This window comes from Paenibacillus sp. 276b (assembly GCF_900107875.1).
Taxonomy (GTDB): domain Bacteria; phylum Bacillota; class Bacilli; order Paenibacillales; family Paenibacillaceae; genus Paenibacillus; species Paenibacillus marchantiae.
In genome coordinates, this window is the sequence record NZ_FNRR01000002.1 from 346784 (window position 1) to 359924 (window position 13141).

At 47.0% G+C, this 13141-nt stretch carries 10 protein-coding genes; 6 read left to right on the forward strand and 4 right to left on the reverse strand.

Annotation, left to right across the window (positions count from 1 at the left end; genetic code table 11):
- Nucleotides 1-198: 198 nt before the first annotated feature.
- Nucleotides 199-972, reverse strand: coding sequence for an MBL fold metallo-hydrolase (locus BLV50_RS12340; RefSeq protein WP_063564592.1), 774 nt, complete (start codon nucleotides 970-972; stop codon nucleotides 199-201).
- Nucleotides 973-1099: 127 nt separating this feature from the next.
- Between BLV50_RS12340 and BLV50_RS12345 the strand changes: the two genes are divergently transcribed.
- The gene (locus tag BLV50_RS12345) at nucleotides 1100-1531 is read left to right on the forward strand and encodes an Lrp/AsnC family transcriptional regulator (protein WP_090807961.1); all 432 of its coding nucleotides are present in this window, start codon (nucleotides 1100-1102) and stop codon (nucleotides 1529-1531) included.
- A gap of 12 nt (nucleotides 1532-1543) precedes the next feature.
- Here the strand turns inward: BLV50_RS12345 and BLV50_RS12350 are convergent, their stop codons facing one another.
- From BLV50_RS12350 to BLV50_RS12360, 3 genes are all read right to left on the reverse strand, one after another.
- Complete coding sequence (locus BLV50_RS12350) at nucleotides 1544-2059, reverse strand: hypothetical protein (RefSeq protein ID WP_090807962.1); 516 nt, start codon at nucleotides 2057-2059, stop codon at nucleotides 1544-1546.
- 105 nt (nucleotides 2060-2164) lie between these two features.
- Nucleotides 2165-4027, reverse strand: coding sequence for an ABC transporter ATP-binding protein (locus BLV50_RS12355; protein WP_371129245.1), 1863 nt, complete (start codon nucleotides 4025-4027; stop codon nucleotides 2165-2167).
- Nucleotides 4020-5762, reverse strand: coding sequence for an ABC transporter ATP-binding protein (locus BLV50_RS12360; RefSeq protein WP_063564590.1), 1743 nt, complete (start codon nucleotides 5760-5762; stop codon nucleotides 4020-4022). Before BLV50_RS12360 ends, BLV50_RS12355 begins: the two co-directional genes overlap by 8 nt.
- Nucleotides 5763-6121: 359 nt before the next feature.
- On the opposite strand from BLV50_RS12360, the gene BLV50_RS12365 reads away from it, so the two are divergent.
- The 5 genes from BLV50_RS12365 to BLV50_RS12385 all read left to right on the forward strand — a co-directional run bounded on the left by BLV50_RS12365 (nucleotide 6122) and on the right by BLV50_RS12385 (nucleotide 13094).
- A complete protein-coding gene (locus tag BLV50_RS12365) occupies nucleotides 6122-7045 on the forward strand; it encodes an S-layer homology domain-containing protein (protein ID WP_063564589.1) in 924 nt (307 codons plus the stop codon).
- A gap of 1195 nt (nucleotides 7046-8240) precedes the next feature.
- Nucleotides 8241-9212: an ABC transporter permease gene (locus tag BLV50_RS12370; RefSeq protein WP_063564588.1), complete on the forward strand. Its 972-nt coding sequence runs from the start codon at nucleotides 8241-8243 to the stop codon at nucleotides 9210-9212.
- Nucleotides 9213-9228: 16 nt separating this feature from the next.
- The gene (locus BLV50_RS12375; protein ID WP_063564587.1) at nucleotides 9229-10137 is read left to right on the forward strand and encodes a carbohydrate ABC transporter permease; all 909 of its coding nucleotides are present in this window, start codon (nucleotides 9229-9231) and stop codon (nucleotides 10135-10137) included.
- A 41-nt stretch (nucleotides 10138-10178) separates the two neighbouring features.
- Nucleotides 10179-11774 (forward strand): extracellular solute-binding protein, encoded by a 1596-nt coding sequence (locus BLV50_RS12380; RefSeq protein ID WP_064640230.1) that lies wholly within the window; start codon nucleotides 10179-10181, stop codon nucleotides 11772-11774.
- A 33-nt stretch (nucleotides 11775-11807) separates the two neighbouring features.
- Entirely contained in the window at nucleotides 11808-13094 is a 1287-nt protein-coding gene (locus tag BLV50_RS12385; RefSeq protein ID WP_063564585.1) for an alpha-L-fucosidase, read from the forward strand.
- The last annotated feature ends 47 nt before the right edge of the window (nucleotides 13095-13141 follow it).

Sequence of the window (13141 nt, forward strand, 5' to 3'; positions counted from 1 at the left end):
GAGGGAATCATTCTGGCTTTCACAGAGATACAGAGCACTCCGATGGCACAACTATCTTCGGATCGCTGTTTTCCTCAACTATAAACGCAAATAAAAGCTGGATGCGAACGAATCGCATCCAGCTTTTTTCGTGTTCCATGGAGAGAATTACTAGAGTATACTCCGTTTGTTAAAAGTCACTCACCGTATCAATGAACTTTATTTCAACTCAGTATCCGGTCCGAATACAAAGCTCTCGCCGTCGCGTGGAATGAGCACCTGTCCATCCAATTGTTCGGATGCCAGATAACTTGCGAGGTCCACGCGGGACATCATGCAATGGTTAATGGCATCCATATGCACAGCGATGACATGAGCATCCGGCGCATGGTGTTTCACGGCAGCTACGTCAGGCCCGTCCATCGTTATCGGATCTCCTTGCAGGAAGCGGGCACCGCCAGCATTCACAACAATTACCTCAGGTCGATATTGACGAATGGCTTCGGCGGGTTCTTCACACCAGATGGTATCCCCGGCGATATAGGAGACAGGTTCTTCGTCAGCTTCCAATACAAAACCAGACACTTTGCCCATACGTTCGCCGATTTCTCCAGTTCCGTGTTGTCCTGAGGTGCGGACAAAACGTACAGAATGATACTCATGTTTCTCATCCACGGCGGTAACGTTGGTAAATCCGGCTCCAGTGAACACGGCCTCATCTCCTGGTTGGCATAGCAGAGGTACATCCTTGCGTAGCTGCTTCGCTGCTGCTTCATCCCAGTGATCGGGGTGGGTATGCGTAACGATCACCAGATCGGGATTCACATAATCCGTTTCCGTCTCGGGTAAAGAGACTCTAGGATTGCGTAATTCATTGGGCGTGTTCGGGAAGGCAGGCATCACTTCTTTATCCATCAACATGGGATCAACCAGTATATTCAGACCCCCATATTCCAACCATAATGTAGCATTACGAATCAATTGAATTTTCATTGAACCTGCACTCCTTCGGGAATTAATGTTATTATCCTATATGTTATACAACCCGTTTATGGGCGTAAATAACACACTGAAAGAAAACAGGCCACTTTAATTTCAAGTTGAAAGGATTGCAAAATAGATGAATGAGACGATTGATGATACAGATATACGCATACTGAAAAGCCTGATCCGGGACTCCAAACGCTCTCACAAAGAGATCGGCGAAGAGGTGCATTTGACCGGACAGGCTGTAGGTGCGAGAGTACGCAAGCTGCATGATCTGGGTGTTATTGAAGGCTATACTGTAAAATGGAACCCGGAACGCCTCGGCTTGGGCCTGCAGGCATTTGTAACGATTTTTCTGAATTCCGGCGACCGACATGCCGCCTTCCGTGAATTTATGGCTGCACGTGAAGACATCGTGGAGGTTCACCGTGTCAGCGGAGAGGGCTGCTATCTGATGATCGTACGCACAGGAACAATGGAGCAGCTTGGCAGTTTGCTGGAAGCCATTTTGCCGTATGGAAATTATAGAATGAACCTGTCTGTTGGTATCGAAAAGTCGGAATGATGTGAGCTGAATTCAGATGTCCTGTTGCTGTTTCTCACGCAGCGTCTCCTGCAGAAGACCAACTGCTCGACTGAGCTCTTTTTTGGTTAGCAAATGATCGGTCTGGATATGACGCCGGGTGCCGTCTTTCAAATACAGGGCAATCATGGGGGAAGCAGACAATATCCATTTGCTGAAGGCGGGAGAGCCAATCTCAATTTTACGAATCTCATTCCAGGGAATGGTCCGTTTAAGGATACGAAGCCCTTCATCATTCCAGGATAATAACACAGGGGGACTTGCGATTGCCCGGGACAGAAACATAAAAAATACGGGCCCGATAAACCACATGCCAAGAATGGCTGCGATGGAATAATATAATGTCTCCAGTTGTTCAGCGTGATCTTCATAGATGATCCATAACAGGGTGACACATAATATCAAGAACAGAAGACATATTGCTCCTTTCCATACAGCCGTGAAACGGCGATAGCCAATCTGTCGATGCTCCAGCTTCGACTCTGATAGTTTATATAATTCAGGTTTCATAAATACGCCTCCTTAACATCATTTCCCAGAAAATATATCAAACATGCCGCCTGCATCGCAGAGCGGCACGTTCAACGTTTATTTAACCCCATTTGGTTCGATGAGCTATCCAGAAATAGCTGAATCATTACCGGCTTCACGAGCATGGGTGTAAAGATCAGCATATACCCCTTCAGCATCAATCAACTTCTGATGTGAGCCTTCTTCGACAATTTCACCATTCTCCATAACGAGAATCCGATCTGCATGCATGACCGTAGAGAGACGATGCGCAATAACAATTGTTGTTCTTCCCTGAGAGACGGATTCCAGCGCCTGTTGCACCAATTGTTCGGTATGCGAATCCAGATTCGCGGTTGCTTCATCCAGGATAAGCACACGGGGCTGAAAGACCACGATTCGGGCAAACGATATCAGTTGACGTTCTCCGGCGGACAGACCGCTTCCGCGTTCGGAAAGACGTGTATCATACCCTTGTGGCAAACGTGAAATCATGGCATGTGCTCCGACGAATCGGCAGGCCTGAATAGCCTGCTCTCTAGTAATATCCTCGCGGAACATTCGTACATTGTCAATGATGGAGCCCGAGAAAAGGAATGGTTCCTGCTGGATCAGACCAACGATCCGATGAAGATTGGCCTGCGGGAAATGGCGAATGTCTATGCCATCAATTTCAATGCTGCCCTGATTCACATCGTAAAAGCGATTGAGCAGGGAGATCAACGTACTTTTGCCAGCTCCTGTAGTGCCTACAATGCCCACCATTTCACCTGGATAGAGATGCAGATTCATATGCTGAATCAGGGGGCGATCTGCCCGATAACCGAACGATACATCATTAAAATCAATCTGTCCCATCACACTCCGTGGTTCAAGTGTGGAGGCAGTCCCGGGTTTGGGGTCAGCGACTTCCGGACGGGTACTCAGAATGTTCCAGATCCGATCCATGGATACGGTGGTTGATTGGAATGTGTTCCACTGCATGGTGATCTGGTTAATCGGCTGGAAGAACTGGCGGATGTAACTGATAAACGCATAGAGCACACCCACCTGCAATGATTCACCCAGCACGGCACGTCCTCCAAGCCAGACCATCATAACGAGCGCCGCATTGCCAAGGATATCAAACGTCCGGTTGAATATGACATTCGAACGGGCTTGTGTGATATTGGCCTTCAGGTGAAGTTGGTTCTGTTCCGTGAATCTTTTCTTCTGCTCTTCTTCCTGATGGAACGCCTGGATCAAAAACATGCCGGACAGGTTCTCTGCCGTGAATGCAATCAAACGGGAGAGACGAGTTCGGGCATTCTGATAAGCCCTGCGCAGTTGGCTCCGAAATAATACAGCAACGATGGCGATCACAGGCAGCACGATGAGAGAGTACCCTGCGAGTACCGGATCGAGCTGGAACATAAAGACGATAATCAGCACCAGCATCATGCCATCCCGGATGAGACTTAGCAGTACTTGAGTGAAGAAACTGCTGATCGTTTCCGTATCACTGGATACATTCGTCACCAGACTGCCGATATGGAAGCGATCGAAGAAAGACATCGACATTTTGGAGATATGCTTGAACAGGTCCTTACGAATGCGAGAGACGATGTTCTGACCGACATGTTGCAGCAGGTTGTTTTGTACATAGGTAAAAATAAAGCTGATTACAGCCAGCCCCAAAAAGATGGCTGCCAACTGGACAAGAAAGCCTACACTAGTCTGACCAATTGCCAGATGATCATCGATCGCGATCTTCACCAGATAAGGCTGAAGCAGATCGGCGGAAATACCCAGCAGCGAACAGAAAAAGATACCTGCAAAGGCCCATTTATGGGGGTGGGCGTAGGACATCATCGCTTTGAAGGAAGTCCGCTTATTCTGGTCTGCGCCTGCGTCGGAACCGGACCCATGGCCTGACGGTTGTGCTTGGGCTCCCGCATCTGAACGAACTTCAGCGTTACGGTCAGTCATGATGTAATCCCTCCTCCTGCAAACGATAGGTTGCAGCATATAACCCTTTTGCGGCCATCAGCCCTGCATGTGTTCCCTGTTCAGCGATTCGACCTTCATCCAGAACGATAATTTCGTCGGCATGACGGACTGCACTGATCCGGTGGGAGATAATCAGCGTTGTTTTTCCTTTACCAATCTCACGCAGGCTGCGTAGAATGCCACTTTCGGTGACGGCATCCACAGCACTCATACTGTCATCTAGAATGAGCACCTGCGCTTTTTTGATCAACCCCCTCGCCAGACTGGTACGCTGACGCTGACCGCCAGACAACGTGAGTCCACGTTCGCCCAGCAGGGTATCGAACCGATCGGGGAACCGGATAATGTTCTCGTATATCATCGCTTGTCGTGCACTGTGCTCTACGGTGTCCAGCGGAACCTCGCGGTCACTAAAAGCGATGTTGTCCCGAATGGTTGTACTGAACAGGAATCCATCCTGCGGTACGTAGGCAATACGGGATCGCAGACTTTCCAGCGACAGCTGCCGGATGTCGGTGCCGTTAATTCGGATTGTGCCTTCAGGCGGCTCATATGTACGCAGCAATAGCTTCACAAAGGTACTTTTACCAGAACCTGTTTTACCCACAATACCCACGGTTCGTCCTGCCTGGATATTCAGACTGATATTTTTGAGCGCAGCGGATGAACTGCCGGGATAAGAGAAAGACAGATTCTCAATCGTAATGTCGTTCACGGCTTGGAGACTTGTCGCATTGGGAAGCTCGCGCACGTCAGGCACTTCCGTCAACAGATCATTTACCCGCTCAAGTGATGCTCCAGAACGCTGCATAGTATTGATCACATTACCGATTTGTTGAAGCGGTCCCATGATGATCCGCAAATATAACGTCAATGCGACAAAACTTCCGAGTGTAATGGAATTCTGCATCGTCAAAATTCCGCCGACAAGCAGGGAGACAACCAATGAAATGGCACCCAGTAGCGGTAGCAAGGCCTGAAATAGAGAGGACAGACGAACAAGCCGCAGCTGTTTACTTTTGATTGCATCTACTGTGAACCCAAATCGTTCACGGGCGCTGTCTTCAATGGCAAATGTTTTGGTTACACGAATACCACCGAGCTGTTCCTCTGCGGATTCCGTCATCGTTGCAAGAGCATCCTGCACATCACGAGAGCGCTTGCGAATTCGCGGACCGAAAAAAACGACCAGAAAGGGAATGGCCAGCAAAGGCACAATACTGATCAGAATAAGTTTCATCGGGATTCCACTGAGCAGCATCATCACGATGCAAGATAATAATAGAAATGTTGCATTGGTCATCATGGTGACGCCGTTGGAGATGGCTTCACGTACAGAGGTAACATCATTCATGACGTAACTGAGCAGTTTCCCATTTCCTTGTTTGGAAAAATAGTACTCGCTAAGTTCGGAAAACTTGCCGAAAATGCGCTCGCGTGTCATGAATTCGAAGCGGCGTCCGAGCTTCATGATCATGAATTGTCCGGTACCGAATAACAGATTATAAGCGATGGCTATAGCCAAAAGCGAAAGACTGTACCGGATGACCGTATTCATCTGAAGTGTGTTCTGCATGAGTTGATCCGTGAAACTGCCCAGAATTCGGGGTAAGGACGCCTGACCCACATTGGAGGCAATAATCAGTAGTACAGCGAACAGATATACGGGCCAGTTGGCAATGACATAGCCTCGTAGTAATCCTTTCTTGGACATAAGATTTGTTCTCCTTTGTTCAGGGTGAAAGTCGGTTTGGAATCGGAGTCAAGAAAAGGGCCGACACCTGATAATAGCGCGTCGTGCCCTCTTACTTTATGCGATCCGGTTTGCAGTTTATCCGTTATTCGCTAGAATTCTCTATTCTTATTTTTGCGCTAAACGGTAAGGATGTCAACGAAGCAAGCAAGCATAATGGAAAGAAAGCAGATCGGCGCCCGTAGGGTAAGGGATATATGCAGTATTTCCATCATTTATTCACCAGATGTCGATTTTACTGAAACATTTCAGGGGGGGCTGCCGTCTGTAGGATTGAAGAGGTCAAAAATTGGGTTTACTAAATATGGAGGTGCCAAGAAATGAAACATAAAAAAGGATTGGCTGCAACGCTTGCGCTCTGCGTGTCTTTGACGGCAGGAGGTGCATCGGTACTTGCATTTTCGGATGTAAAAGATGAAGGACAAAAAACGATTGTGGACTCGTTACATTCCAAGGGTGTTGTTAATGGAGTAACGGCGGATCTATTTCGTCCGGATCTCGCATTGTCCGAGCCACAGGGTGTTCAACTGATTGTGAACGCTTTTGGTCTGAAAAATGAATACGCTGCCGCTTCGGCACAAAATAAAATTAGTCCAACGACTTGGTACGCCGATGCGGTTCAGGCTGCAACACAGAATGGTTTGTCCATTCCGGTGGAGTTGAATCCACAGGCCAAAATGACGCGTGAGCAGTTTGCCATTTTGCTCCTTGAAGGGATTAACACAACCGGAGAATATCCGGTGATCATGCTGTATAATGATATTAAGGACGAAAATAAAATCGGTAAGGACGCCAAATCTGCGGTCCAGAACCTGCTGAACATGGACATCATTGAACTGGATAAGGACGGAAACTTCCGGCCAGATCAGTCGCTTACCCGTATGGAGGCTGCAAGCATGATCTTCAATGCACTTGAATTTGTAGATAAGCACGGCAATGGCGGATCGACAGAACCGACTCCAACGAATCCAGGCGAAGGACAACAGGGGATTGTGCCTACCGTGACATCAACCAAAGTGGATGACAAGACGGTAAAAGTCAAACTGACCGCGCAAATGCCTCATCCTGGTTATGGGTTGAAGATTGAAGATGTGAAACTGGAGAAGGATGGACGTGCCATCGTGCTGTATACGATTATCCAACCTGACCCGGACATGATGTATCCAATGGTTATTACCGATGTAACCGCAGAGACAGACATTCCAACAGGATACACTGCAGAAGCACAGCCTTCTGGAAAATAATCAAGCCTTGCCAGCGTGCTTCGATCTCAGATCGGAGCGCGCTTTTTTTATTTTTTCTGAAACCGACGATCGATATGAAAAAGCTTGCGTAGGGAGAGCGGCTGTCTTTCAGTCCGAATCTTGATTAGTCCGACTGAAAAGTATTGATTCTATTTATATATGTTACATTTTGTAACTCGAAAGTAATTCAAAAAGTGGAATTAAGGTAATTAGTGTGATGTTAAATAACATTAAAATTGTCGTTTATAAGATGTAAATCAATATCTATTGAGGTGATAAAGCCGCTTCGTGTTAACGGAGCGGCTTTTTTTCTGACCTGATCCGGAAATTATCATTCATTCAAGATCTCCATGTCATGTGCAAATTCAACATATATGACTGGATATACCCAGTGTTTATCTACGTTTATGTACCTTGTAGCCAAGGGTGAAAACGACATATTTACGGAGACGGGAAGAAACTCATAGAATAAAGCCAAGCCATAAGGGAGCTTGATGCAGGTGGTAAATGTGTGATAGATAATATTACATTTATGTGGTTGAATTAAATCTATCCTTTACTTTTCCTAAGCATCAAGAGAGAAAAGGTGCGCCTCACCCATTACAAGAGCAGACCGAAAGACATTAGAAGGTCAAATGCATGAGGAGGAGGTCGAAACGCAGTAGCAATGAAGAGGAACTTCTATTACATTCAAGATGGTAATGCGCTATGCATGCTAAGACCTTGCGACCTGTATGACCGATGTGAATCCAGAATGCGACCTACACACATGGAATAGCTCTTTCCTAAACATATGTGGGTTTTGACTTTAAGGTCTGTTTCTCAACTTTCATTCAGATCGGACATCTCTCAAGTTCATGCGAAGCTACTCCAAACGACAACTTCAAGAGGGAAATGGGTCAAATTCCACATGTTTTATGTCTCCAAAATGACAATGACAAGCTGGAACCAAAAGCGTAAACCCCTGTTTTAACAGTACTTTCCGTGTTTTTAAGAGTGAAGATCGAAATAGCATATTTACGAATTCGGAAATGATCCATAAACTCAGTATGTAAGCGTTACCAATTTGCGGGGGAAACAAGGGCCTCGCATGATAGAAATGTGGTCCGGGACTCATTCCTTACATTTGAACAGGAGTGTTTCGCTCTTCTTACAAAACGGACGGATTTTCATTTAGAAAAGGAGGAAACAACTGATGCAGCCAGAAGGGAAGTCCGCCTTGTCGCAAAACCTATCGGTGTACACGATTCCGAACCGCAAGAAAAATAAATTATGGAGAAGGATGATTCGAAACTGGGAGTTGTATCTGTTTATCGCGCCAGCATTTCTATACTTTCTGATTTTTCATTACGGGCCGATGTACGGCATACAAATCGCATTCAAAAACTTTATCCCGACGCTTGGTGTTACGGGAAGCCCGTGGGTTGGTTTCGATCATTTTATCCGCTTCTTTAATTCGTATTATTTCTGGGATTTGTTATGGAATACCCTCAGTATCAGCTTGTATGAGCTTGCTATAGGTTTTCCGCTGCCGATCATTCTGGCGTTAGCCTTCAATGAAGTAAAGGACTCCTTCTTCAAACGTACCGTACAGACGGTCACGTATGCACCACATTTTATTTCGGTCGTAGTCATGTCGGGTATGATCATTACCTTCTTGTCACCTTCGTCAGGCATGATTGTCAATTTGGTGGAGGCTCTTGGATTTCAGGCCCCTCAATTTCTGACAGACCCTGCGTGGTTCAAGACGGTGTACGTACTCTCAGGTGTCTGGCAGAGTGCAGGCTGGGGTACCATTATATACCTCGCAGCTCTCTCGGGTGTGGACCCTCAACTGCATGAAGCTGCCGTGGTGGATGGTGCGAGTCGGTTCAAACGGATTCTGCATATTAACATTCCAGCGATCATCCCTACGATCACCATTTTGTTAATTCTGAATATGGGCAGTATTTTGGGCGTCGGATTCGAAAAAATCTTGCTGCTGCAAAATCCGTTGAACATGGGTTCGTCCGATGTCATCTCGACATTTGTCTATCGGTCCGGTCTGGTCGATGCACAGTACAGTTTCTCCACAGCTGTAGGATTGTTCAACTCGGTAGTTAATGCGATTCTGCTGATTACGGTGAACCAAATTGCACGTCGCACCAGTGAAAACAGTTTGTGGTAAAAGGAGGGGAAAACACATGTCAACCGCGGTTAAGGAAAGCAGAAGCGATAAAGTGTTCTTATGGTGCAACTACATCTATCTGACGATAGCGCTCGTCATTGTGCTTTACCCGCTGTTATACATCATTAGCGCCTCAATCAGCGATCCCAAATTTGTAAGCTCCGGTGAGATGTGGCTGCTACCCAAAGGAATTACGTTTGAAGGGTATGCTCGCGTATTTGAGAACACCAACATCTGGATTGGGTACAAAAATACGATCATCTATACCGTCGTAGGTACACTCGTCAACCTGATGGTCACTCTTCCGGCAGCCTACGCGCTCAGTCGCTCTGATTTTGTGGGACGTGGATTCTTCATGGCGATGTTTATGGTAACGATGTTTTTCAGTGGAGGGCTTGTCCCGAGCTACCTGCTGATTAAGGATCTTGGTATGGTGAACAGCATGTGGGCGCTTATTCTGCCAGGAGCTGCATCTATCTGGAATATTATCGTATGCCGTACGTTTTTCCAATCGACCATTCCCAAGGAGCTGCAGGAGGCGGCCCATATCGACGGGTGTACCAACACCCGGTTGTTCATCCGGATTGTGCTTCCGCTCTCCATGCCGATCATTGCCGTGATGGCGCTCTTCTACGGAGTCGGACACTGGAACAGCTATTTCAGTGCCATGATCTATTTAAATGATTCCTCGAAGTATCCGCTGCAGCTCTTTCTTCGCCAAATCCTGGTACTTCAGGAGATGGCAGCACAGGGCGGTGGAGCTATCGATACCTCTTCAGCAACGGCGATGAATTCCAAAGCGGAAATTGCTGCGTTGGTCAAATATGCCGTCATTATTGTTTCAACCTTACCTGTGATTGCGATTTATCCATTCCTTCAGCGTTACTTTGTACAGGGTGTTATGATCGGTTCCGTCAAGGGATGATCTTAAACCATAATCCACACTAAAAAAGGGGAGTTGTCGTCATGAAAAAGCTTCGCAAGGCTTCATCCATTGTACTCTGCCTTACCCTATCCGCAGCATTGCTTGCAGCTTGTGGTTCCAATGAAGATGGAGGTTCTGCGACTTCAAATGTCGAAGGGGTCAAAAAAGAAGGATTCCCGATTGTGGACAAACCACTTACGTTAAAGGTCATGTCCCAGGATGCGGGCGTTGCCGACTGGAACACGATGCCAGTCCTGCAAGAGATGGAGAAATTGTCAGGCATCAAGCTGGAGTACCAGCTTTCGCCGATCGACAGCTTTGAAACAAAGAAGAACCTGGTATTCGCAAGCGGCGATTTACCGGATATGTTCTATGCTGCGGATCTCAAGCCAGCTGAGCAGGTTACTTATGGAACTCAAGGCATTCTGATCCCACTGGAAAAATACATTGATGAGGGCTACGCCCCCAATATTAAGAAGATTCTCGACGAAAACCCGGATGTTCGCAAATCATTTACAACGCCTGACGGACATATGTATGCACTGCCATTTATTGATACGGCTGCCGTATGGTACAGAGGCCCGATGTGGTATAACGGGGAATTCCTAAAAGCACTTAATGTAGAGGAACCTAAGACTACGGAAGAATTATATACGTACCTGAAGCGTGTTAAGGAAGAAGACCCTAACGGCAACGGACAACAAGATGAAATTCCGCTTACTTCTGTAAAACTGGATGATCTCCGTATGTACTTCTTCGGATTCTGGGGAATGTACAACGAAGGAATCTATGCGGATAAGGACGGAAAAGTTCACTATCCTTACCAAGAAGAAGGCTACAAAGGTTATCTGACGTTCATGAACCGCTTGTGGAAAGAAGATTTGCTGGATCATGAGACCTTCTCCCAAACCGGCGATCAGAAAAAAGCAAAAGGCGAAAGCAACAAGCTTGCATTGTTCAATGACTACCATCCTTACTTCACACTCGGCGGCGAGCCTAGCACAAAACATCCGCTGATGACACCCGTGAAGAGTGAGATCGCAGACTCACCTGTATACGGTAAACACCCAGGCATATCGGCACGTGGTACCTTTGCTATTACTAGCAGCAACCCGTCCCCTGAGGCAACTATGCGTTGGATCGATTATATGTACAGTTATGATGGGGCGACCCTGTTCAATCAAGGTCCTGAAGGTCTGCTGTGGAAATTCAAAGACAAGGAAAATCTCGTAAAAGAGTGGCTGCCTGTTCCTGGCGGCGGTGATCGTGAGGAATATCGCGGTAAAATCACGCCGAACTATGGCATTTTGACACCGGGTATTAATGATCCGGATATAGCGAAAGGTCTTCGCACCGAATTTGATGAATGGCTTGACCAGCAGAATCAAGAGAAGTTGGTGCCTATCGGAAAATCACCATTCCCTAACGTTTATTTAACAAATGAAGAGCAAAGCGAAGCGACCGCTTTATTATCTGATCTAGATACGTACGTCAAGCAGATGGAAGCGAAGTTCGTAACAGGCCAAGAGCCGCTTGAGAACTGGGATAAGTATATTGCGCAGATCAAAAAAATGGGCAGCGACCGTATCGTTGAACTGTATCAAGGGGCCTACGATCGCTGGAACACAGGCCAATAAGAACAAGGACTCCAGAAAGAGGTGTGAACAAGGATGCAGAAATGGTTTGAAGAGGCCAAGCTGGGAATATTCATCCACTATGGCATCTATGCTGTGGACGGGGTTTCGGAATCGTGGTCCTTCTATAATGGAAGGATCTCTTACGAAGAGTACATGAAGCAGCTGGACGGCTTTACGGCATCGAAGTTTAATGCGGAGAAGTGGGCGGACTTGATTGAGAAATCCGGAGCCCGATACGCCGTGCTGACAACGAAGCATCATGATGGTGTTGCTCTGTGGGATACGCAGTATAGTGACCTCAATGTCGTTAAGCAGACACCAGCGAATCGGGATCTCGTGAGGGAATATGCGGAAGCAATTCGGGAGAAGGGCATACATCTAGGGATGTACTTTTCGCTGATTGATTGGTCGCACCCGGATTATCCTAGCGTGTTTGAAGGTGGAAAGGTACCAGAGGATCTCAGCAATGTCAATCGGCATTCAAGTCCTGTAGATGGTGTTCAGGATCAGGAGAAATGGGAGAAATTCCTTGAGTTTAATAACCAACAGCTGCAAGAGATCATGACGAATTACGGAAAGGTGGATCTGCTGTGGTTCGATGGGGACTGGGAACGAAGCGCCGAGCAGTGGAATCTGCCGGAGTTCAAGCATTACCTGCAATCTTTTAACCCGGATGTCATCATCAACTCCCGCCTTCAAGGTTATGGGGATTATAAGACGCCAGAGCAAGGCATTCCGATTACAAGACCAGAGGGACCGTGGGAGTTCTGCACCACCATCAACACATCATGGGGCTATGTGCCAACAGACCATAAATACAAATCGTTAAATCAGATCATTCGGATGTTCTGTGATTGTATTTCAATGGGGGGCAATATGCTGCTGGATATCGGTCCGCGCGAGGATGGCACCATTGATAAGAGGCAGGAGGATATTCTGCTTGGGCTGGGAGAATGGATCCGAACCCATGAAGAGGCCGTCTTTGGAACGGGTGAAGGTATTATGCCTCGCTATTATCTGGGGGGAAGCACCGTATCCGAGGATAGAAAGGCATTGTATCTGTTTGTTTATGACGATCCAAAAGAGAATGTATGCATCAAGGGACTATGCAATAAGATCAAGAAGATTACTGTGCTGCATTCGGGCAAAGAACTTAACCATGAGATTCATGGGGGCGTGCCTTGGTTCAATATCCCGGGCACAACGTGGATCAAAATGACCCCGGAGGACACACATGAGCAGGTGACGGTTCTTAAGCTCGAATTCGACGAGGAACTGGAAATGTACGGCGGTTCAGGAGCCGTTGTTACTCATAACTAACATTACGGGAGGGCATGCACCTATAGATGCATGCCCTCCCTCATGAA

What these genes read in the sequence shown, in the direction of transcription:
- BLV50_RS12340 (WP_063564592.1), bottom strand. Translation starts at nt 972, where the DNA reads ATGAAAATTCAATTGATTCGTAATGCTACATTATGGTTGGAATATGGG.
- BLV50_RS12345 (WP_090807961.1), top strand. Translation starts at nt 1,100, where the DNA reads ATGAATGAGACGATTGATGATACAGATATACGCATACTGAAAAGCCTG.
- BLV50_RS12350 (WP_090807962.1), bottom strand. Translation starts at nt 2,059, where the DNA reads ATGAAACCTGAATTATATAAACTATCAGAGTCGAAGCTGGAGCATCGA.
- BLV50_RS12355 (WP_371129245.1), bottom strand. Translation starts at nt 4,027, where the DNA reads ATGACTGACCGTAACGCTGAAGTTCGTTCAGATGCGGGAGCCCAAGCA.
- BLV50_RS12360 (WP_063564590.1), bottom strand. Translation starts at nt 5,762, where the DNA reads ATGTCCAAGAAAGGATTACTACGAGGCTATGTCATTGCCAACTGGCCC.
- BLV50_RS12365 (WP_063564589.1), top strand. Translation starts at nt 6,122, where the DNA reads ATGAAACATAAAAAAGGATTGGCTGCAACGCTTGCGCTCTGCGTGTCT.
- BLV50_RS12370 (WP_063564588.1), top strand. Translation starts at nt 8,241, where the DNA reads ATGCAGCCAGAAGGGAAGTCCGCCTTGTCGCAAAACCTATCGGTGTAC.
- BLV50_RS12375 (WP_063564587.1), top strand. Translation starts at nt 9,229, where the DNA reads ATGTCAACCGCGGTTAAGGAAAGCAGAAGCGATAAAGTGTTCTTATGG.
- BLV50_RS12380 (WP_064640230.1), top strand. Translation starts at nt 10,179, where the DNA reads ATGAAAAAGCTTCGCAAGGCTTCATCCATTGTACTCTGCCTTACCCTA.
- BLV50_RS12385 (WP_063564585.1), top strand. Translation starts at nt 11,808, where the DNA reads ATGCAGAAATGGTTTGAAGAGGCCAAGCTGGGAATATTCATCCACTAT.